This is a genomic window from Micromonospora palomenae, from assembly GCF_007829925.1.
GTDB classification, from domain to species: Bacteria; Actinomycetota; Actinomycetes; order Mycobacteriales; family Micromonosporaceae; genus Micromonospora; species Micromonospora purpureochromogenes.
Map to the genome: position 1 here is coordinate 403946 of NZ_VIXA01000003.1, position 19683 is coordinate 423628.

At 73.9% G+C, this 19683-nt stretch carries 18 protein-coding genes, 1 tRNA gene and 1 pseudogene; 11 read left to right on the forward strand and 9 right to left on the reverse strand.

Translation table 11 applies throughout. From position 1 onward, the window contains the following. Window positions 1-78: 78 nt before the first annotated feature. Both FHX75_RS22805 and FHX75_RS22810 read left to right on the forward strand, forming a co-directional pair. Window positions 79-2340, forward strand: a complete 2262-nt coding sequence (locus tag FHX75_RS22805; RefSeq protein ID WP_154942723.1) for a catalase — start codon at window positions 79-81, stop codon at window positions 2338-2340. A gap of 104 nt (window positions 2341-2444) precedes the next feature. Beyond that, a complete protein-coding gene (locus FHX75_RS22810; protein ID WP_154942379.1) occupies window positions 2445-3137 on the forward strand; it encodes an SMI1/KNR4 family protein in 693 nt (230 codons plus the stop codon). A gap of 48 nt (window positions 3138-3185) precedes the next feature. On the opposite strand, the gene FHX75_RS22815 is transcribed toward FHX75_RS22810, so the two are convergent. From FHX75_RS22815 to FHX75_RS22825, 3 genes are all read right to left on the reverse strand, one after another. Then, complete coding sequence (locus FHX75_RS22815; protein ID WP_154942380.1) at window positions 3186-4373, reverse strand: NAD(P)/FAD-dependent oxidoreductase; 1188 nt, start codon at window positions 4371-4373, stop codon at window positions 3186-3188. 81 nt (window positions 4374-4454) lie between these two features. After that, entirely contained in the window at window positions 4455-5399 is a 945-nt protein-coding gene (locus tag FHX75_RS22820; protein ID WP_154942724.1) for an RNA polymerase sigma-70 factor, read from the reverse strand. A 213-nt stretch (window positions 5400-5612) separates the two neighbouring features. Continuing rightward, the gene (locus tag FHX75_RS22825; RefSeq protein WP_154942381.1) at window positions 5613-5957 is read right to left on the reverse strand and encodes a hypothetical protein; all 345 of its coding nucleotides are present in this window, start codon (window positions 5955-5957) and stop codon (window positions 5613-5615) included. A gap of 139 nt (window positions 5958-6096) precedes the next feature. Between FHX75_RS22825 and FHX75_RS22830 the strand changes: the two genes are divergently transcribed. Then, on the forward strand, window positions 6097-6513 hold the full coding sequence (locus FHX75_RS22830; protein ID WP_211364551.1) for a hypothetical protein: 417 nt from the start codon (window positions 6097-6099) through the stop codon (window positions 6511-6513). Window positions 6514-6645: 132 nt separating this feature from the next. Here FHX75_RS22830 and FHX75_RS22835 read toward each other — a convergent pair. After that, window positions 6646-6718 (reverse strand) — tRNA-Arg (locus FHX75_RS22835). Window positions 6719-6867: 149 nt separating this feature from the next. On the opposite strand from FHX75_RS22835, the gene FHX75_RS22840 reads away from it, so the two are divergent. Next, window positions 6868-7560, forward strand: a complete 693-nt coding sequence (locus FHX75_RS22840) for a hypothetical protein (RefSeq protein ID WP_154942383.1) — start codon at window positions 6868-6870, stop codon at window positions 7558-7560. Between the two features lie 7 nt (window positions 7561-7567). Here the strand turns inward: FHX75_RS22840 and FHX75_RS22845 are convergent, their stop codons facing one another. Both FHX75_RS22845 and FHX75_RS22850 read right to left on the reverse strand, forming a co-directional pair. Further along, window positions 7568-8632: an alpha/beta hydrolase gene (locus tag FHX75_RS22845; protein ID WP_154942384.1), complete on the reverse strand. Its 1065-nt coding sequence runs from the start codon at window positions 8630-8632 to the stop codon at window positions 7568-7570. Between the two features lie 95 nt (window positions 8633-8727). Further along, complete coding sequence (locus FHX75_RS22850) at window positions 8728-9150, reverse strand: HPF/RaiA family ribosome-associated protein (protein ID WP_154942385.1); 423 nt, start codon at window positions 9148-9150, stop codon at window positions 8728-8730. Between the two features lie 354 nt (window positions 9151-9504). Here FHX75_RS22850 and ssb point away from each other — a divergent pair, with 354 nt between their 5' ends. The 3 genes from ssb (at window position 9505) to FHX75_RS22865 (ending at window position 12937) form a co-directional block, all read left to right on the forward strand. Then, window positions 9505-10245 carry a single-stranded DNA-binding protein gene (gene ssb / locus FHX75_RS22855; RefSeq protein ID WP_154942386.1) on the forward strand — a complete coding sequence of 247 codons (741 nt, stop codon included), beginning with the start codon at window positions 9505-9507 and terminating at the stop codon, window positions 10243-10245. Between the two features lie 137 nt (window positions 10246-10382). Next, the gene (locus FHX75_RS22860) at window positions 10383-11396 is read left to right on the forward strand and encodes a cobalamin biosynthesis protein (RefSeq protein ID WP_154942387.1); all 1014 of its coding nucleotides are present in this window, start codon (window positions 10383-10385) and stop codon (window positions 11394-11396) included. Further along, entirely contained in the window at window positions 11393-12937 is a 1545-nt protein-coding gene (locus FHX75_RS22865; protein WP_154942388.1) for a cobyric acid synthase, read from the forward strand. The genes FHX75_RS22860 and FHX75_RS22865 overlap by 4 nt, the downstream gene beginning before the upstream one ends. Window positions 12938-13072: 135 nt before the next feature. On the opposite strand, the gene FHX75_RS22870 is transcribed toward FHX75_RS22865, so the two are convergent. Beyond that, window positions 13073-13474 (reverse strand): rhodanese-like domain-containing protein, encoded by a 402-nt coding sequence (locus tag FHX75_RS22870; RefSeq protein ID WP_154942725.1) that lies wholly within the window; start codon window positions 13472-13474, stop codon window positions 13073-13075. Between the two features lie 180 nt (window positions 13475-13654). On the opposite strand from FHX75_RS22870, the pseudogene FHX75_RS22875 reads away from it, so the two are divergent. The 4 genes and pseudogenes from FHX75_RS22875 to FHX75_RS22890 all read left to right on the forward strand — a co-directional run bounded on the left by FHX75_RS22875 (window position 13655) and on the right by FHX75_RS22890 (window position 17752). After that, window positions 13655-14433: pseudogene (locus FHX75_RS22875) on the forward strand (uridine kinase family protein). Beyond that, window positions 14396-15748, forward strand: a complete 1353-nt coding sequence (locus FHX75_RS22880; protein WP_211364572.1) for a dipeptidase — start codon at window positions 14396-14398, stop codon at window positions 15746-15748. The pseudogene FHX75_RS22875 and the gene FHX75_RS22880 overlap by 38 nt, the downstream one beginning before the upstream one ends. A 77-nt stretch (window positions 15749-15825) precedes the next feature. Then, window positions 15826-16032 carry a hypothetical protein gene (locus FHX75_RS22885; RefSeq protein WP_088975693.1) on the forward strand — a complete coding sequence of 69 codons (207 nt, stop codon included), beginning with the start codon at window positions 15826-15828 and terminating at the stop codon, window positions 16030-16032. A gap of 136 nt (window positions 16033-16168) precedes the next feature. Then, window positions 16169-17752, forward strand: coding sequence for an ATP-dependent DNA ligase (locus FHX75_RS22890; protein WP_154942391.1), 1584 nt, complete (start codon window positions 16169-16171; stop codon window positions 17750-17752). 17 nt (window positions 17753-17769) lie between these two features. On the opposite strand, the gene FHX75_RS22895 is transcribed toward FHX75_RS22890, so the two are convergent. Together FHX75_RS22895 and FHX75_RS22900 are read right to left on the reverse strand one after the other, a co-directional pair. Beyond that, a complete protein-coding gene (locus FHX75_RS22895) occupies window positions 17770-18693 on the reverse strand; it encodes a hypothetical protein (RefSeq protein ID WP_246158477.1) in 924 nt (307 codons plus the stop codon). Between the two features lie 86 nt (window positions 18694-18779). Beyond that, complete coding sequence (locus FHX75_RS22900) at window positions 18780-19595, reverse strand: SURF1 family cytochrome oxidase biogenesis protein (RefSeq protein ID WP_154942392.1); 816 nt, start codon at window positions 19593-19595, stop codon at window positions 18780-18782. Window positions 19596-19683: the final 88 nt, after the last annotated feature.

Below are 19683 nucleotides of genomic sequence, written 5' to 3' on the forward strand. Positions count from 1 at the left end.
TCAGTCCGTTTTGCACGACCGGACCAGGGTACGGCCCAGGAGCCTGCTCACAGCCGCTCCATGGAGGTACCCGTCCAGATGGATTCCAGCAAGCCCGCCAAGGCGGTCAAGGATGTCGTGGAGGCCGCCGCAGAGAAGGTGGCCGGCGTCCTGACCCCGGATGTCCCCGGCGCTCCGGGCAGCGCCCCGCCCACCGTCGAGGAGCCGACGACGCCGCACGACCCGCTGCCGCCCAAGGCCGAGCAGGGGGCCCCGGAGACCCGTACCCCGACCGGCGCGAAGACCGACGCGCCTGCGATCGCCAAAGGTCAGCAGGGCGCCTTCCTCACCACCTCGCAGGGGGCGCGGCTGCGCGACACGGACCACTCCCTCAAGGCCGGTCCGCGCGGTCCCATCCTGCTCCAGGACCACCACTTCCGCGAGAAGATCACCCACTTCGACCACGAGCGCATCCCCGAGCGCGTCGTGCACGCACGCGGGGCCGGGGCGCACGGCCTCTTCACCGCCTACGGCACCGCCGAGAAGGTGACGAGGGCCGGCTTCCTCAAGAAGGGACGCGAGACCGAGGTCTTCGTGCGGTTCTCCACCGTCCTCGGCTCGCGCGGATCCGCCGACACGGTGCGCGACACCCGGGGCTTCGCGACGAAGTTCTACACCGACGAGGGCACCTTCGACCTGGTCGCCAACAACATGCCGGTCTTCTTCATCCAGGACGCCATCAAGTTCCCCGACATCATCCACGCCGCCAAGCCGCACCCCGACCGGGAGATCCCGCAGGCCCAGAGCGCGCACGACACCTTCTGGGACTTCGTCTCCCTGCACACCGAGGCGCAGCACCACACGATGTGGAACATGTCCGACCGGGGCATCCCGCGCTCGTACCGGACGATGGAGGGCTTCGGCGTCCACACCTTCCGGCTCGTCAACGCGGCCGACGAGACCGTGCTGGTCAAGTTCCACTGGAAGCCCAAGCTGGGCGTGCACTCCCTGACCTGGGAGGAGGCGCAGATGCTCGGCGGCATCGACCCGGACTTCCACCGGCGGGACCTGTACGACGCGATCGAGGCCGGCGCGTACCCCGAGTGGGAGCTCGGCATCCAGGTCTTCCCCGACACTCCCGAGGAGAGCTTCGCCGGCATCGACCTGCTCGACCCGACGAAGATCGTGCCGGAGGAACTGGCCCCGGTGCAGCCGATCGGCAGGTTGACGCTGAACCGGACGCCGAGGAACTTCTTCGCCGAGACCGAGCAGGTCGCCTTCCACCTCGGCCACCTGCCGCCGGGGATCGACGTCACCAACGACCCGCTGCTGCAGGGCCGGCTCTTCTCGTACGTCGACACGCAGCTCACCCGGCTGGGCGGGCCGAACTTCTCGCAGATCCCGATCAACCGGCCGCACGCCCCGGTCAACGACATGCTCCGCGACGGCTTCCACCAGCACGCCGTCCACGCGGGTGTCGCGCCGTACCGGCCGAACTCGCTCGACGGCGGCAACCCCTTCCCCGCCGGTGACGACGAGAACGCCTTCGTCGACGTGCCGGTCACCGTGGCGGAGGCGCCGAAGGTGCGCGCCAACCCGGTCTCGTTCGACGACCACTACAGCCAGGTCCGCCTGTTCTGGCTGAGCATGTCGCCGGTGGAGAAGGAGCACATCATCCGGGCCTACACGTTCGAGCTCGGCAAGTGCTACCACCAGGCCATCAAGGAACGGCAGCTCCAGTCCCTCGCCAACATCGACCCGGTGCTGTGCGCGGAGGTCGCCACCGGTCTGGGCCTTCCCGCACCGCAGCCGACCGTGCCGCTGGCCGAGGTCACGCCCAGCCCGGCGCTGTCGCAGGTCGGCAGGGAGTGGCCGAGCGACGGTCGCATGGTCGGCATCGTCGTCGATCCCGACGCCGACCTCGACGGCGTCGGCGAGGTGCGCCGCGCGGTGTTCGCCGCCGGCATGGTGCCGCTGCTGATCGCCCCGCACGGCGGGCTGGTGGGTGACCTGCCGGTGCAGCGGACCTTCGCCACCGGCCGGTCGGTCGAGTTCGACGTGCTCCTGCTCGCCGCAGCGCCGACCCCGACGCCGGACGCCATCCCGGCGCGCGACGCCAAGGTCGGGGCCGCCGACTCGGCGGCCGTGGACCCGCGGGTGCTGCTCATGGTCGAGGAGTGCTGGCGGCACGCCAAGGCGATCGGCGCGTGGGGCGGCGGCGTCACCGTGCTGGAGCGCGCGGGGGTGGCCGGCACGCCCGGCGTCGTCACTGGTGACTCCGGAGCCGAGGTGTTCACCGCCGTGCAGCAGTTGCTGGCGGCGCACCGGGTGTGGGAGAGGTTCCCCGCCTCGGTGGCCTGACGCACCGATCCGCTGACAAGGGCCGCCCTTCCGCTTCGGGAGGGCGGCCCTTGCGTGAGCGGTCCGGACGGTACGAGTCGCCCCGAACTTGTATCGTGCCGCCCGTGACGCGCTCCGACTGGTCAGATGTCCGTGAACGGCTCGCCCGGCTGGCCTCCGCGCCCGGCGCCGATGAGGTCTTCGGTTCATCGAGCCACCGTTGGGAACTTGAGCCGCCGCTGAGCGCGGAGGAGTTGGCCGAGGTGGAGACACAACTCCAGGTGGAGCTGCCGGGTGAGTACCGGTCGTTTCTGCTGGCGGCGGGGCGGGGCGGTGCAGGGCCGACCTACGGGCTCTTTCCCCTGCGTCGGCTGGACGGGCGGTGGCGGTGGGAGGGCGACGGCGCCGATCTCACCGACCTGGACGGGCTCACGCAGCCCTTTCCGCACGTCGAGGCGTTCAACCCGGCCGACGGTCTACCCGAGCCGCCGGACGAGGCGGACTACGACTCGGAGGAGCAGTTCAACGCGGCCGAGGACGCGTACTGGGAGCAGCACGACAGCATCGTCTTCAAGCCCGAGCACTCGATCGGTCTGCTGTACCTGTGTCACCTCGGCTGCGCGATGCGGGAGGCTCTTGTCGTGAGTGGCCCGGCGCGGGGGCAGATGTGGGCCGACGACACCGCCTCTGATGGCGGTTACCGGCCGCTGTGCGACGACGACGGAACGCCGCTCGGGTTCGCCCGGTGGTACCGGCGCTGGTTGGACGCGGCAGAGACGAATGCTCGCTCTTCTTCGGACCATGGCGCAGGCCTCTGAGACAGCTCAACTTGGGGGGAGCTGTCGCGACGAGCGGCGCTCGTCCCGTCACGAAGTGGCCGCGAGGGTCTCCGTTCGGGTAGCGGCGATGCGGCGGCGGCGGGTCGGAAGCATCAGCGTCGGGTGGGCGACGCCCCAGGCCGCGCCCTTGCAGATGATCTCCTTGTAGCGGGCTGCCAGCTTCCCCTTGATGAGGGACGGCTTGGCCTGGTCGTCGGCGGTCACGAACTGGATGATGCCGTCGCGGCGGCCGAGGCTGATGCACTGCTGGAAGTACCGGAGCGGGGCCTGGGGGATCTTCCGACCGGTCAGGCGCGCAGCGATGGCGTCGGCGGCCTGCCAGGCCATCGGGGCCCCCGAGGCGCAGGACATCCGCAGGGGCTTGCCGCCCGGCCCTTCGGCGAGTCCGGCGTCGCCGACGGCGTACACGTCGGGGTGCGAGACCGAGCGCATCGTGGCGTCGACGACGATCTGCCCGGTCTCGGCGACCTCCAGGGTCGTGGCGGCGGCGATGGGGTGGACGGCGAAACCCGCCGTCCACACGGTCACCTGGGCCGGGATCACCCGTGCGTCGCCGGTGACCGCGCCGGTCGCCTCGACCCGTGCGATGTCGGTGTGCTCGTGGACCGCGACGCCGAGCCGGTCGAAGACTCCGCGCAGGTGCCGCTGGGCCGTGTCGTTGAGCCAGTCGCCGAGGCCGCCGCGGGCGGCGATCGCGATGTCGAGGTCCGGCCGGGCCTCGGCGATCTCGGTGGCCGCTTCGATACCGGTGAGGCCCGCGCCGACGACCAGCACGGTGCCGCCCGCGGCGAGGTCGTTCAGGCGCTCGCGCAGCCGCAGCGCGGACTGTTTGCCCGCAACGTCGTAGGCGTGCTCGGCGACGCCGGGGACGCCGTGGTCGGCGGCCGCGCTGCCGAGGGCGTAGACGAGGGTGTCGTAGGCGATCTCGCCGGCACCGTGCCCGTCGACCAGCGCAACGGTCCTGCGGTCGGCGTCGACGGCGGTGACCCGTGCCAGTCGTACCTTCACGCCCGTGCCCGCGTAGATGTCGCTCAGCTTGCGGCGCTTGAGGTCCTGTCCGGTCGCGAGTTGGTGCATGCGGACCCGCTCGACGAAATCGGGATCGGCGTTGACGACGGTGATCTCGGTGTCGTCGGGGTGCAGCCGCTTGCCGAGGCGCCCGGCCGCGATGGCTCCGGTGTATCCAGCCCCGAGGACGACGATGCGGTGCTTCATGGCCTCACTCCTGTCTCGATGTGTTCGCTTCCTGAACCGGGCAGCGACGCGATTCCTGACAGGAGCCGTCCGTGTCGTGGGTCACAAGGCTTCGAGGAACGGTTCCCCGTGCTCGGATACGGCCCATTGGCGCGTGGCGCGTTCGAGCTTGTCGGGGTTGACCTGGATGCGGACGGCCGCGACGCCCTGGGAAGTCACCTCCAAGGACATGACGCCGACGACCCGGTCACCGACCACGACCACCACCGCAGGCGCGCCGTTGACGACGTCGACGTAGAGGGCGGGACTGCCGCCCACCAGGTCCCACTTGGCGTTGGTGGGCTTGAACAGGCCACGCAGGAACCTCGCCACCGCCAGCGCGCCGGTGATCGGCTTGGCACGGGCCGGGATCTTGCCGCCGCCGTCGCCGGCGCTCATCGCGTCGTCGGTCAGCAGCTTGACCAGCCGCTCGGTCTCGCCGCTGACGGCCGCGGCGAGGAACTCCTCGACGACCTTGCGCGCGGCGGCTCCGTCGACCTCCGCGCGGGTTCGGTCGCCGGCGACGTGCTGCTTGGCCCGCCGGTAGATCTGCTGGCAGTTCGCCTCGGTGATCTCGAGGATCTCGGCGATCTCCCCGTGTGAATGGCCGAAGGCCTCGCGCAGCACGTACACGACGCGTTCCCTGGCCGAGAGCCGCTCCATGAGGGTGAGCACCGCCATCGAGACCGATTCGCGCTGCTCGGCGGTATCGGCCGGGCCGAGCATCCGGTCGCCGGCGAGCACCGGCTCGGGCAGCCACGTACCCACGTAGGTCTCACGCCTGGCCCGCGCGGAGGTGAGCTGGTTGAGGCACAGGTTGGTGAGCACCTTCGTCAGCCACGCCCCGGGCGTCTCGACGCGCTCCCGGTCGGCGGCCTGCCAGCGCAGGAACGTGTCCTGGACCGCGTCCTCGGCGTCGCTCGTCGAGCCCAGCAGGCGATAGGCGATCGCCTCCAGGCGGGCCCTGGAGTCCTCGAACAGTTCGACCTCGTGCGGACTGAGCGGCATGGCTCGATAGTCAACCACGCGCGGCGCGGTTGACGGCGACCCAGCGCCACCGGCCCGCGCGGCTGACGGATCGACGCCGGCATGGAGCTGTGTCCATTCGAGGCCGTAGCTCGCTCGCACCACGAACAGCCTTACGCGAGCCGGCTGGGGAGCCGGCCGCGCGGCCTCGCGGATCTCTGAGGGGAGGCCAGGGTGTGGGGCGGAGTCTCACGTCTACCGAGTGGGGGGAAGAACACCGCTCGCCGTGTACCGCTCGCCGTGGTCGCCTTGAAGATTGGCCTGCAGGTCCTCGGCGATGCTTCCGAACTCGTGGTAGGCGTCGCCGTCGAAGTGTCCCTTGATCTCGATGGCACCCTCGAACCAGGTCAACGAGACCACGCTTCCGTCTGTGCAGGTCTGCTCGTAGATGGGCTGGCGGTCCTCGTCCCAGCCGAGCCATCCGCCTACGTTGAGCGTCGGCCTGCTCTCCGCGTAGGCCAGCCATTCGTCCAGTGCGATGGGGTGCCTGTCGCTGTCGTAGTACTCCGCGGCTCGGCTGATGTGCAGCTCGTATCCCACGCTTCCTCCACGCAGTCAGCTCTCTTGCCTGGAAGGAGCGCAGAATACCGGGCAAGCGGTCGGCGGCCGGCCCGGCCGATGTCGGCCGGAGGTCGCAGCAGGCCGGGGCCGAGCAGGCGCAGCTCGTCATACTGCTGTGGTGGCGGGGTTCGACCAGGCATCGGCGGAAGCGGCCGAAGCGCGCGGCGACTGGGCAATGGCAATCGCCATGGTCTCGAGCTTCTCCGAGTGCTACAGCCAGGACCACTACCGGCACAACGCGCACCTGTGGCATATGGAGCTACTCGTGAAGGCCGGGCTCTTCCCTGAGTTGGCAGAGCACGCCAAGACCGACGTTCACGCACGGCGCCGGTTGGACAGGTTCCTGTATGAGGAAGGCCGCGACAGCGAGCTACGGCAGCGTGCCCAGCGCGGTGACAGGACCGCCTTGCACTTTCTGGTGCGTCTGCTTCGCGCGAGAGGCGAGCGAACGGCCGCTCAGCAGGCGGTCGCCGACATCGACCCAGCCGACACCTACGCCATCGAACTGGCACATCAGCCACCGGCGGACGGGTAGGGCCGAGAGCGAGCTTTTCGCGGCCAGCAGCCTGGGTCGCGTGGACGATGAATCTCCGGGCGTCTTCACCGGTGCTGGCTTGGTGATCGTCTCGACCGGGAGCGGAAAGCCGCTGACCTGCGGTGGGGAGGGTGCGCCCGGCAGGATTCGAACCTGCGGCCTTGGGATTAGAAGTCCCCTGCTCTATCCGCTGAGCTACGGGCGCGCGGCGTGTGTGTCGCGCCAAGAGGGTACCGCCGCACCCCCGGGCCGCGGGGGAACGGGTGCCCGCTGCGGCGCGGTGATCAGCGTCGCACGTCGCCGCGCGTCCGGTCATCCGGGTTCCGGCCGGGCGCGCCCCGTACCCTCGGTTTCGTGCTGCTGGAACCGGACGCCGAGAACGAGGTCGCCTACGAGCTGTGCCAGCTCCTGGGGCGGGCGATCCTGCCGGTCCGCCCGGCCGGGCCGGCCGACGACGGGCCCGCCGGCACCGCGTTCTTCTTCGCGCATCCGACGGGGGAGTACCTGCTCACCGCCGACGTCGTGACCCGGGTCGAGGCCGGCGAGGTCGGGCTGCGGCCGAGTGTCACCGAGCCCGCCGGGGTGGCCCCCGACGCGCTGGTCCTGCCGCACTTCACCGACCGGTGGGGGCACCTGCCCGACCTCGGGGTGGCGGTGCTGCCGACCGCCGGGCTGCACGAGCGGGCGGCCGGGCAGGGCTGGGGCTGGCGTACCCAACCGGTGCCGGACGCGGTCGCGGCCGGCGCGGACGACGTCGCCCGGATCGGCGCGGAGCCGGTCACCGCGATCGTGCTGGCGCTGGGTGTCCGCGACGACGGGTCGCGGCCGCTGGAGGTCGCGGTCGAGCGGGCCGTCCGCGCGGGCGACGGCCTGCGGATCACCGGCGAGCTGCCCGCCGGGTACGTCGGCGCGCCCGTGTTCGGTGTGCAGGCCGACCCGGCGGGGGAGGTCGGGCTGCGCTGCCTCGGCCTGGTGCTGCCCGGCGAGGGCAGTCACCCGGTGGCCACCTTCGACCGGATCACCGCCGAGTTGCCGACCGGCGGCTGAGTGCCGGTCAGCCGGCCTGCGGCGCCCCCGCCGGTGCGGTGTCCGCGGCCGGCTCCCGGCTGCCCGGGACTGCGGCGCCGCCGGCGCCGGCCGGGTCCGTCGTGTCGGGGTCGGCGTTCGTCGGGCCCGCGCCGAGGAACGCCTCGGCCCACCGCCCGACCTCGGCGAAGACCTTCTCGCGTACGGCGGGGCCGGAGAGCGTCAGGTCGTGCAGGCCGCCGTCGAAGCGGGCCAGGGTGACGTGGCGGCCGAGCCGGGGTGCCCAGCGGACCATGTGCTCGACGTCCAGGACGGCGTCGGCCAGGGCCGCCGCATCCTGCCACTTGGTGCCCTTGAAGCTGCGGGTCGAGCAGGCCAGCAGCACGGGCACCGGGATCTCCAGGCCGGCGCGCAGCTGCCGCTGGGCGGTGCGGATGGCGTTGATCCAGCCGGCCCGGACGGGGAACCCGGCGAGCGGCTTCCAGGCCAGGTCGTACGTCCACTCGCCGCGGTGCTCGGCGTGCAGGCTCTCGCCGTACACGGTGCCCAGGCCGAAGGGGAGGATGCGCTGCGGCGCTCTGCGGCCCAGCCGGGAGACGGCGGCCGCGAGGGGTCGACGGACCAGCCAGGGGGCGTTGATGTCGAAGAACGGGCTGTTGAGGAAGAGCCCGTCGACCAGGCCGGCGTCGCGTCGGGCGTGCGCCCAGAGCGAGAGGATCAGGCCGCCGGTGGAGTGGCCCATGGCGAGCAGGGTGTCGTGCCCGTCGTCCTCGCGGATGATCTTCGCGGCGGCGTCCAGCTCCGGGAAGTAGTCGCCGAGGTCGCGGCAGAAGTTCGGGGTCTGGTGCGACAGCAGGCTGCGACCGTACTTGCGCAGGTCGAGCGCGTAGAAGTCCCAGCCGCGCTCGGCGAAGAAGTCGGCCACGTGGGTCTGGAAGAAGTAGTCGACGAAGCCGTGCACGTAGAGCACGGCCCGCCCGGTGGGGCGCTCGGCACGCCGCCGGACCAGGGTGGCGACCACCGGTCCCTCGTCGTCGGTGCCCAGGTCGATCGTCTGCCGCTCGTACGGCGGCCCCAGCACGTCCGGTTCCACGAAGGCGACGGTACGCCCGGAAGCTACCGGGCGGTAGCCCCCGTTGCCGTCCCCGTCCGACCGCACCGGTCGGGCGGGGACGGTCGGGGCGTGGCTCAGGCCGTCTCGGCGTCGACCCGTTCGAGGTCGGCGTCGGCGTCGGCCACCTGGTCGGGGCCCGGCTGGCCGATCTCCCGGACGTGCTTGTTGTGCCGGGGCTCCTGCCGCGTCTTGGCGTCGTTGAGCCGCCGGCGCAGGTCGTCGCGGACGTCGTGGAGCGCCGCGCGCAGGTCCTCCTCGCTGGAGGTGGTGACGATCTTCTGCCGACCGGCGATCCAGCACTCCAGCGTGACCTTCTGCCCGCGCGCCTCGCGGTCCTTCACCGACACCTCGAGCTCGGTGGCGTCGGCGTGGAACGCGGCCAGCCGCGCGTTCAGGGTCGCGAACTGCTCCACGATCCAGTTCCGGTCGCCCTGGAAGAAGCCGGCGCCGACGCGCAGGCACTCGACAACGGTCGCCGGGTTGGTCACCGCGCTCATCGCCGCACCTCCCGCTCGGTGCGGACGGGGCCGGTGGTACGCGAGCTGAGAATCATCGTCACTGACCTTTCTCATCGAACCTCGTGCCGTGCTGGCTCTCGGTTGATCAAATCCATACCCAGCCGGAGCCGATCCCACGCCGGGTGACCCCGCCTTCCGATCCTGGTCACACCCGGTACGGCCACCCAGGGCCGCTCGGCCCTAGCAGACCGGGCCCTTGATCAGGTTCTTGTCCACAGGCGGTCCCCTCGTCCACAGGCCGGGCCGGTCCGCTCCCCGCGCGGCGCCGACCCGGCCAGGCTCGGCACCGAGTCGACTCGCCACGGCAGGCCCTGGAACCCCTGGGAGGGGACGATGTTCGATACCTACGTCACGGTCGTCGGCAATGTGCTGACGGCACCCGAGTGGCGCCGTACCACGCAGAGCAACACCCTGGTCGCCAACTTCAAGGTCGCCTCGACCGCCCGCCGGCTCGACCGGGACAGCGGCCGGTGGGTGGACGGCAACAGCCTCCGCGTCCGGGTCAACTGCTGGCGCAAGCTGGCCGAGGGGGTGGCGGCCTCGGTGATGGTCGGCGACCCGGTGGTGGTGGCCGGCCGCCTCTACACCCGCGACTGGACCGACGACGCGGGCAACCACCGCACCGTCTACGAGTTGGAGGCGGTCGCCGTCGGGCACGACCTGTCCCGCGGGCGGGCCCGGTTCCTGCGCAACAAGCCGACCATGGCCACCAGCACCGTCGAGGACGCCGAGGCGGCCGGCCGGGTGCAGGGCGAGCCGACCGAGCCGGTGCCGTACGAGCAGGCGCCGGCCGCGCCGGACGACCGACCGTTCGACGAGGACTTCGAGTTCTCCGGCTTCGCCGTGCCCCGCGCCGGCCACGAAGTGCCCGGCACCGGACTGGCGGAGCTGACCGACCCGTTCGACGAGGAGGGCGACGACGCTCCGGCGTCCGGTGACGAGCTGGCCCCGGTGCCGGGGGACGGCGAACAGGGCGCCGGGGAGGGCGAGCTGGACGCCGCGCCGGAGGAGACCGCCGTCGCGCCGGCCGGGCGGGGTCGGCGCGGGCGCGGCCGGGTGCCGGTGCCGGCCTGACCCGGCGGGCCGGAGCGGTGAGCCGCGCCGATGGCGCCGCTGGGGCCCGACGGGGCGTACGGACGGGGGCGGGGTGGCGACGGCGGCGTCGGTCACCCCGCCGTACGGCTAGGCTGGCCGGCCGGAGGTGGTGCGAGGTGCGTCAGGCGACCGCCGTGGCGAACGCGGCAGGGCTGGTGGCGGGGTACGCCCTGGACTCCCTGCTCGGCGACCCGCGGCGCTGGCACCCGGTGGCCGGCTACGGCCGCGCGGCCGGTGCCCTGGAACGGCGGGTCTACCGCCCCGACCGGGCCGCCGGCGCAGTCTTCACCACGCTCGCCGTCGGCGCGCCGGTGCTGCTCGGCGCCGCCGCCACCGTGGCGACCCGGCGGCACCCGGTGCTGCGGGGGCTGCTCGTGGCCGCCGGCACCTGGACGGTGCTGGGCGGGCGCACGCTGCGGCACGAGGCCGGCGTGATGGGGTCCGCCCTGCGCGGTGGCGACCTGCCGGCGGCCCGGCGCCGCCTGGGCCACCTCTGCGGGCGGGACCCGTCCGCGCTCGACGAGTCCGAGCTGGCCCGGGCCACCGTCGAGTCGGTCGCCGAGAACACCTCGGACGCGGTGGTCGCCCCGCTGCTCTGGGGAGCGGTCGCCGGCCTGCCCGGCCTGCTCGGCTACCGTGCGGCCAACACGCTCGACGCCATGGTCGGCCACCGCTCGCCGCGCTACGCCCGCTTCGGCACCCCGTCCGCCCGCCTCGACGACGTGCTCAACCTGGTGCCGGCGCGGCTGACCGGGCTGCTCACCGTCGCCGTCGCCCCGACCGTGCACGGCGACCGGGCCCGCGCCTGGCACGTCTGGCGCCGCGACCGCGACGACCACCCCAGCCCCAACGCCGGTCAGTGCGAGGCGGCGATGGCCGGTGCCCTCGGCGTCCGGCTCGGCGGGCGCAACGTGTACTTCGGCCGCTCCGAGGTGCGGCCGTTCCTCGGCGACGGCCCCCGCCCCGAGGCGCGGCACCTCCGGCGGGCCGCCCGGATCTCCGGCGCCGTCGGGCTGGCCGCGCTCGGGATCGCGGCCGCCTGGCCCCTGACCGGCGGGCGGCTGGTGGCGGCGGTCGGCCGGCGGGGGCTGCGTGGCCTGGGCGCCGTCGGCCGGGGGAGTGGACGGTGAGCGGCGGGCTGCTGGTCGCCGGCACCACCTCCGACGCCGGCAAGAGCGTGCTCACCGCCGGCATCTGCCGCTGGCTGCACCGCCGGGGGGTCGCGGTGGCCCCGTTCAAGGCGCAGAACATGTCCAACAACTCCGCGGTGGTCGTCGGCCCCGACGGCCGCGGCGGGGAGATCGGCCGCGCCCAGGCGATGCAGGCCGCGGCCTGCGGGCTCGCCCCCGACCTGCGGTTCAATCCGGTGCTGCTCAAGCCCGGCAGCGACCTGGCCAGCCAGGTGGTGCTGCTCGGCGAGGCCGTCGACACCGTCACCGCCGGCAACTTCCGCGAGCTTCGGCCGAAGCTCGCCGAGACCGCGTACGCGGCCCTGGCCGAGCTGCGCGAGGCGTACGACGTGGTGATCTGCGAGGGCGCCGGCAGCCCGGCCGAGATCAACCTGCGGGCCGGCGACTACGTCAACATGGGGCTGGCCCGGCACGCCGGCCTGCCCACCATCGTCGTCGGCGACATCGACCGGGGCGGGGTGTTCGCCTCGATGTTCGGCACGGTCGCCCTGCTCGACCCGGCCGACCAGGCGCTGATCGCCGGCTTCGTGATCAACAAGTTCCGGGGTGACCTGGGGCTGCTCCAGCCGGGGCTGGACATGCTGCGGGGGGTCACCGGCCGCCCGACGTACGGGGTGCTGCCCTGGCACCTCGACCTCTGGCTCGACGCCGAGGACTCGCTCGCGTACGGGCGGGTGCTCGGCCGGCCCGCCGCACCACGCGGCACCGACTGGCTGGACGTCGCCGTGGTGCGGCTGCCCCGGATCAGCAACGCCACCGACGTCGAGGCGCTCGCCACCGAGCCGGGCGTGCGGGTCCGGCTGACCGTCGAGCCCGCCGAACTGGCCGCCGCCGACCTGATCGTCCTGCCCGGCTCCAAGTCCACCGTCGCCGACCTGGCCTGGCTGCGCGAGACCGGCCTCGCCGACGCCGTCACCGCGCACGCCGCCGCCGGCCGGCCGCTGCTCGGCATCTGCGGCGGCTTCCAGATGCTCGGCCGGGCCATCCACGACCCGGTGGAGAGCCGCCGGGGCAGCGTCCCCGGGCTGGGCCTGCTCCCCGTCGAGATCACCTTCGACCCGCGCAAGACCGTCCGGCAGGCGGTGGGCACCGCCGCCGGTGGCGTCACGGTGCGCGGCTACGAGATCCACCACGGGTACGTCTCGACCGCCGACCCGGGCCTGCCCCCGCTCCTGACGTACGCCGACGGCGACGGCGAGGGCGCGCGGCTCGGCGCGGTGTACGGCACCCACTGGCACGGCGCGTTCGAGTCCGACGAGTTCCGCCGCCGGTTCCTCACCGAGGTGGCCCGGACGGCCGGGCGGCACGGTTTCCGGGTGGCGCCGGACACCGCCTTCGCCGCCGCCCGGGAGCGCTCGCTCGACCTGCTCGGGGACCTGGTCGAGGAACACCTCGACACCGACGCGCTGTGGCGGCTGGTCGAGACCGGCGCGCCGGCCGACCTGCCGTTCATCCCGCCCGGGGCCCCGGCGGCGACCTGACCGGCCCGGGAACCGGCCGCGCCGCCGCCTGATCGACACCGGTTACGGGAAGTGGTGGTATCCCGTTCGCTGGGATACCGCAACCTCGCCGACATCGCTGAGCGGGCGCGGCCCGGCCCGGCTGGCGCGGCCCCGTCAGGGGCGGATGTCGGCGGGCTCGTCGGAGAACGGCAGTCCCGCCTCCCGCCACGCCTGCACCCCGCCGATCATGTCGGTCGCGTTGCGCAGCCCCAGCGCCTGCAGGCTCGCCGCGGCGAGGCTGGAGGCGTAGCCCTGCCGGCACACCACGACGATCTCCCGGTCGTACCCGGTCGCCTCGGGGATGCGCCACTCGCTCGCCGGGTCCAGCCGCCACTCCAGCACCGTCCGGTCGATGACGACCGCGCCGGGCAGCTCGCCCTGCTCGCGGCGCTGCGACTCGGTACGGGTGTCGACCAGCAGGGCGCCGGCCCGCACCGCCTCGACCGTCTCCTGCGGACTCAGCCGGCGCAGCCCGGCACGGGCCTGTTCCAGCAGGGCGTCCACGCCCGGACTCATCACGTCATGCAGCACATCCAGATCATGCCGCTCACCCGGAGCGACCGCCGGGCGAAACGGCCGGGCGGAAGACGGAACCAGGCTCACGGGGGACAACACCGCGATTACCCGGCGCGACCAGGGCAGACGGCCACCGGGCCGGGGGTCCGCGCGACTCCCGGCGGCGCTAGCGTCGGCCGGGTGACGGGAGACCGGGAGGACGCCGGCCAGGAGCTCGGCCGGCCGCGGGTGGCGGTGGTCGAGGCGTACGCGGTGCTGGCCCGCCGGGTGCTGGCCCGGCCGGCGCGGCTCGGGCGTACCCGACTGGTGGCGGTCGACGGGCCGAGCGGCGCGGGCAAGAGCGTGTTCGCCGCGCGGCTCGCGGACGCCCTCGCCGCGCTGCCCGGCGGCGAGCGGCCGCCGGTGGTGCACACCGACGACCTGCTCGACGGGTGGGACGACCAGTTCACCTTCTGGTCGCGGCTGGAGGAGCGGGTGCTGGCGCCGCTGCGGGCCGGGCGACCCGGCGCGTACCAGCGCTACAGCTGGGTGCGGCGGGGCTTTCTGCCCCGGGCGGTGCCGGTGCCGGTCGCGCCGGTGCTGGTGGTGGAGGGGGTGAGTGCGGCGCGGTCGGCGATCCGCCCCGAGCTGAGCCTCGCGGTGTTCGTCACCGCGCCGGCGCCGCTGCGACGGGCCCGGGCGCTGGACCGCGACGGCCCGCAGATCCTGCCGGAGCTGCGTCGCTGGCACGCCGGGGAACGTGCGCACTTCGCCGCCGACCGCACCGCCGCGCACGCGGACCTGGTGGTCGACGGCGCGCCGGCGCTGTCGCACGACGCCGCGCGCTACCTCGTGCGCCACCCCGCGAGCTGCGGCGACGCGGCCTCGCGAGGTGCGCCCAGGTAAGGCCGTCATACGATGCCGGTCATGACCACACCGACCATGTCCGAGTCCGAGGTGCGGGCCGCCGTCGAGCGTGAACTGCCCGGTGTCCGTGCCGATCTGGAACGACTCGTCCGCATCCCCGGCATCGCCTTCGAGGGCTTCGACCACTCGCACGTGGAGCGCTCCGCCGAGGCCGTCGCGGAGCTGCTGCGCGGCTGCGGCCTCGACACCCGGATCGTCCGCTCCGGCGGCCAGCCGGCGGTGATCGGGACGAAGCCGGCGCCGCCCGGGGCGCCCACCGTCATGCTGTACGCCCACCACGACGTGCAGCCGGTCGGCGACCTGTCGCTCTGGGAGTCCGACCCGTTCGAGCCGGTCGAGCGGGACGGCCGCCTCTACGGCCGGGGCGCCGCCGACGACAAGGCCGGCATCATGGCGCACGTCGCGGCGCTGCGCGCCTTCGGCGACCAGCTTCCGGTCGGCGTGGTCCTCTTCATCGAGGGCGAGGAGGAGTACGGCTCCGACTCCCTGGAGCGGCTGCTCGCCGAGCACCGCGACGAGATCGCCTCCGACGTGATCGTGATCGCCGACTCCACCAACTGGGACGTCGGCGTGCCGGCGCTGACCACCTCGCTGCGCGGCATCGTCAACTGCTTCGTCGAGGTGCGCACCCTCGACCACGCGGTGCACAGCGGCATGTTCGGCGGCGCGGTGCCGGACGCGCTGACCGCGCTGGTCCGGTTGCTGGCCACCCTGCACGACGACGCCGGTGACGTGGCCGTCGAGGGCCTCGTCGGGCGGGAGGGCGCCAGCGTCGACTACCCGGAGGACCGGTTCCGCGCCGAGGCCGGGCTGGTCGAGGGAGCCGCGCTCTTCGGCACCGGCCGGATCACCGACCGGCTCTGGACCAAGCCCGCGCTGGCGGTGCTCGGCATCGACGCCCCGGCCACCGGCGAGGCGCCGAACGCGCTGGTCCCGTCGGCCAAGGCCAAGCTGAGCGTACGGCTGGCGCCGGGCGACGACCCGAAGCGGGCGTACGACACGCTCCGCGCCCACCTGGAGAAGCACGCCCCGTGGGGCGCCCGCGTGACGGTCACCTTCGAACACGACGGCGACCCCTGCGTCATCGACGCCTCCGGGCCGATGTTCGACGCCGCCCGGGGCGCCTTCCGTACCGCCTGGGACGGCACCGACCCGGTGGACATCGGCGTCGGCGGCTCCATCCCGTTCATCGCCACCTTCCAGGAGATGTTCCCCCAGGCGGCGATCCTGGTCACCGGCGTCGAGGACCCGCACGCGCGGGCGCACGGCCCGAACGAGAGCCTGCACCTGGGCGAGTTCGCCCGGGTCTGCCTGGCCGAGGCGCTGCTGCTGGCCCGGGTCGCCCAGGCGGGGCGCCAGGTCGGTTAGGTGACGGAACCGTAACTTCGGGGCCGATGTCGGAGTTTGCGGTGTGTCGGGCGCAGGGCTGTTATAGCCTTTCGAACATGCGTACGAACGACGTGATGGCGCGGCTCGAAGCCGCCGTGAGTGCTCTGGGGGACGTCGACGTCTCCGCGTGGCCCGAGGACACGCTCAAGGAACAGCTCGGCGAGCTCTCGGCCGCGCTGGTCGCCCTCGACGGCGTCCTGTCCCGGGTCGCCGACGAGGTGCGGGCCCGGGGCCTGCGCATCGAGGAGCCCGTCTCCGCCTAAGAGGCTGTCGGGAAACCTCGCGGCCGCCTCGCTCGCCCCGGGGTTTCCCGACAGCCTCTGCCGCCCGCCGCCCACCAGGACGGCCCGGGCACGGCAATGCCCGGGTGGTGTCGGGGGTGGCTGGCAGGATGAGGCCGTGCGGTTCCTCGACCTGGCAGCCACCTCCGCGGCGGTCGGCGCCACCAGCGGCCGGCGGGCCAAGGTGGAGCTGCTCGCCGCCGCGCTGCGGGCGCTCGACCCGGCCGAGGTGCCGGCCGGCTCCGGCTACCTCGCCGGCGAGCTGCGCCAGCGGCAGACCGGCGTCGGCTGGGCCGCCCTGCGCGACCTGCCCGCACCGGCCGCCGAGCCGTCCCTGACCGTGGCCGCCGTGGACGCGGCGATCGACCGGATCGCGGCGGTCAGCGGCCCCGGCTCGCAGGCCCGCCGGCGGGAGCTGCTGGGCGCGCTCTTCGCCGCCGCGACCGCCGACGAGCAGCGGCTGCTGGTCGGGCTGTTCAGCGGGGAGCTACGCCAGGGTGCCCAGGCGGGGCTGCTCGCCGACGCCATCGCCCGGGCCGCCGAGGTGCCGGTCGCCGCCGTCCGCCGGGCCCTGCTGCTCGCCGGTGACCTGCGCGCGGTGGCGGTCGCCGCGCTCTCCGGGGGCGCCGCCGCGCTGGCCGAGTTCGGGCTCCAGGTCGGCCGACCGCTCGCCCCGATGCTGGCGCAGAGCGCCCCGTCGGTCGACGCGGCGCTCGACGCCACCGGCGTACCGGCGGTGGTGGACGTCAAGCTCGATGGCATCCGGATCCAGGTGCACCGCTCCGGCGACGACATCGCCGTCTTCACCCGCAGCCTCGACGAGTGCACCACCCGGGTCCCCGAGGTGGTCGCCGCCGTGCGCGCGCTCCCCGCCCGCGAGCTGGTGCTCGACGGAGAGGCCATCGGGCTGGACGCCACCGGCCGCCCGCTGCCGTTCCAGCAGACCTCCAGCCGGGCCGCCCGCCGCGCCACGCCGAGCACCACCGGCGGCGCTCCGGTCGCCCCGGCGGTGCTCGCCGCCGCCGAGACGACCGGCGAGACGGTGCTGACGCCGTACTTCTTCGACCTGCTGCACATCGACGGCGAGGATCTGATCGACCGGCCCGGCCGGGAGCGGTGGGCGGCGCTGGCCGGCGCGGTCGACGAGTCGCTGCTGGTCGGCCGGATGGAGGTGGAGGACGCCGAGCGGGCCGGCGTGGCCTTCGCCGCCGCCGTCGACGCCGGCCAGGAGGGCGTCGTGGTGAAGGCGCCGGACGCGCCCTACGACGCGGGCCGGCGCGGCGCGGCCTGGGTGAAGGTCAAGCCCCGGCACACCCTCGACCTGGTGGTGCTGGCGGTGGAGTGGGGCAGCGGGCGGCGGCAGGGCTGGCTCTCCAACCTGCACCTCGGCGCCCGGGATCCGCACACCGGCGACTTCGTGATGCTCGGCAAGACGTTCAAGGGCCTCACCGACGAGCTGCTGCGCTGGCAGACCGAGCGGTTCCTGTCGCTGGCGGTCGAGCGCGGCGACTGGGTCGTCCGGGTCCGCCCCGAGCAGGTGGTGGAGATCGCCTTCGACGGGGTGCAGACCAGTTCCCGCTACCCGGGCGGGATGGCGCTGCGCTTCGCCCGGGTGGTGCGCTACCGCGAGGACAAGTCCGCCGCTGAGGCGGACACCATCGACATGGTCCGGGCGATCCACGCCGGGCGGCCCGGCGGCTGACCCACGCGCCGCCGGGATCAGAGCGTCGACAGCGACCGGGCGTAGTTCACCTGGTTGTTGATGTGCTGCACCTGGCCCTGGTCCAGCACCGGGATCCGGGCCACGTACTGGTGCATGCCGTTGACGACCGTCACCTGGACCGTGCCGTGGTGGCGGGTCTCCTTGATCAGCAGGAAGAGCAGGCTGAAGAAGGTCAGGCAGAAGAAGCCCACGATGGCGCAGACCAGCGCCCAGGTGGCGATCTTCTCCTCCTTCTGCCAGAAGTCCGTCACCTGCCAGGAGGCGCCGGCCAGCGGCAGCACCCCGGCCGGCGTCCGGATCACCGGCGGGGTGACCACGATCTCGCCGATCTGCACCGCCACCACGTCCGGCCGGGCCGGCGGGTAGCCGGCGGGCAGCAGCGCCGGCGCGGGCACCGGCGGATGCGGCCCCGGCCGGGCCGGCGGGGCGGAGAACTGGCCCGGCACCGGGAACGGCGCCGGCGGCGCCGAGAAGTGGGCCGGCGGCGCGGAGAACTGCGCCGTCGCGGGCGGCGCGGAGTACGCCACGGGCAGGTGCGCGGTCGGCGGCGACTGCGGGGGTACGTGTGCGACCGGTCCCGCCGGCGGCATGGCGTAGGGCGCGGTCGGGCCGGCGGGGTGCGGCGCCGGGAACTGCGCGGTGGGTGCGGGGTGCGGTGCCGGCGGCGCGGAGAACCGCGCGGTCGGCTCCTCGTGCCCGGCCGGCGGCGCGGGGACGTGCGCGGTGGACGGCGCGGCCGGCGGGGCGGAGAACGGCGCGGTGGGGGCCGGGTGCGGTGCCGGCGGCGCGGAGAACTCGGCGGTGGCCGGCGGGGTGTCCGAGGGCGGCATGGCGCTCCACGGGTCGTGGGCCGGGTACGCCGCCGTCGCCGGCTCCGACGGGGCGGTGATGGGATCAGGGGTCGCCGGCTCGTTGATCACGGGCGGACCCTACAACGTCCTCCGCTGTCCCGTGGCCCGCCCGACTGTCCGGTTTCGTCCGGCCGAGGAGACCGTCGATCGCGCCGTCAGGCCGGGGTGGCCGGTTCCGCTGCCCGGTCGACCGGCCTCTTCGGCGCGTCCAGCCCCGCCGCCCGCCGGGCCTCCCGGCGGGCCACCCAGCCGTAGCCGAAGAGCGACATCGCCGCGAAGAGCCACCACTGGATCACGTAGCCGAAGTTCTGCCAGTTGTTGGCGTGCCCGATCGGTACCGCGCGGAAGGCCGGGTCGTTCGCCGGGGTCTGTTCGTCCAGCAGCAGGTACGCCCCGTGCACCGGGTACGGCAGCTCGCGGGCGATCTTGTCGACGGTGACCCGGCGGGTCTCCAGCCGGCCGTCGCGCCGGTCCACGCCGGCCCCGCCGGTCTCGGTGGGGTGCACCCGGCCCACCACCGTCACCTCGCCGGTGGGCAGGGCGGGCACCTGCGGCATGGCCATCGCGCCACCCGGCGCGGGCGGGACCCAGCCCCGGTCGACCAGCACGGCCGTGCCGTCGGTCAGCACCAGCGGGGCGAGCACCTCGAATCCGACCTTGCTGTCGACCGTCCGGCCACGGATCAGGACCACGTTCGCGGCGTCGTACCGGCCGGTGGCGGTGACCCGGCTCCACTCGACCTGCTCGGCGGGGGCCGGGCCGACCGAGCCCGCCCCGCCGGTGGGTGCGGGCAGCGCGTCGCGCAGCGGCGCGGGGGTGCCCCGGCTACCGGCGTCGATGCGCTCGTTGACCGCCGTGCGCTGCTCGTAGCGGTCCAGCTGCCAGTTGCCGAGCAGCACCATCACCGCGGCGGCGACCAGGGTCAGCGCGAGGATGCCCAGCCAGCGTGGGGTCAGCAGGAACCGGTACACGCCACGAGGCTACCCGTATGACCGGGACCACCGACCGCGACGGCCCGGTGCACCGACCGGTCGGCGGCCGCCACGTGTCGGTCTGGGC

What these genes read in the sequence shown, in the direction of transcription:
- FHX75_RS22805 (WP_154942723.1), top strand. Translation starts at nt 79, where the DNA reads ATGGATTCCAGCAAGCCCGCCAAGGCGGTCAAGGATGTCGTGGAGGCC.
- FHX75_RS22815 (WP_154942380.1), bottom strand. Translation starts at nt 4,373, where the DNA reads ATGAAGCACCGCATCGTCGTCCTCGGGGCTGGATACACCGGAGCCATC.
- FHX75_RS22820 (WP_154942724.1), bottom strand. Translation starts at nt 5,399, where the DNA reads ATGCCGCTCAGTCCGCACGAGGTCGAACTGTTCGAGGACTCCAGGGCC.
- FHX75_RS22850 (WP_154942385.1), bottom strand. Translation starts at nt 9,150, where the DNA reads ATGAGCGCGGTGACCAACCCGGCGACCGTTGTCGAGTGCCTGCGCGTC.
- ssb (WP_154942386.1), top strand. Translation starts at nt 9,505, where the DNA reads ATGTTCGATACCTACGTCACGGTCGTCGGCAATGTGCTGACGGCACCC.
- FHX75_RS22870 (WP_154942725.1), bottom strand. Translation starts at nt 13,474, where the DNA reads ATGAGTCCGGGCGTGGACGCCCTGCTGGAACAGGCCCGTGCCGGGCTG.
- FHX75_RS22880 (WP_211364572.1), top strand. Translation starts at nt 14,396, where the DNA reads ATGTCCGAGTCCGAGGTGCGGGCCGCCGTCGAGCGTGAACTGCCCGGT.
- FHX75_RS22885 (WP_088975693.1), top strand. Translation starts at nt 15,826, where the DNA reads ATGCGTACGAACGACGTGATGGCGCGGCTCGAAGCCGCCGTGAGTGCT.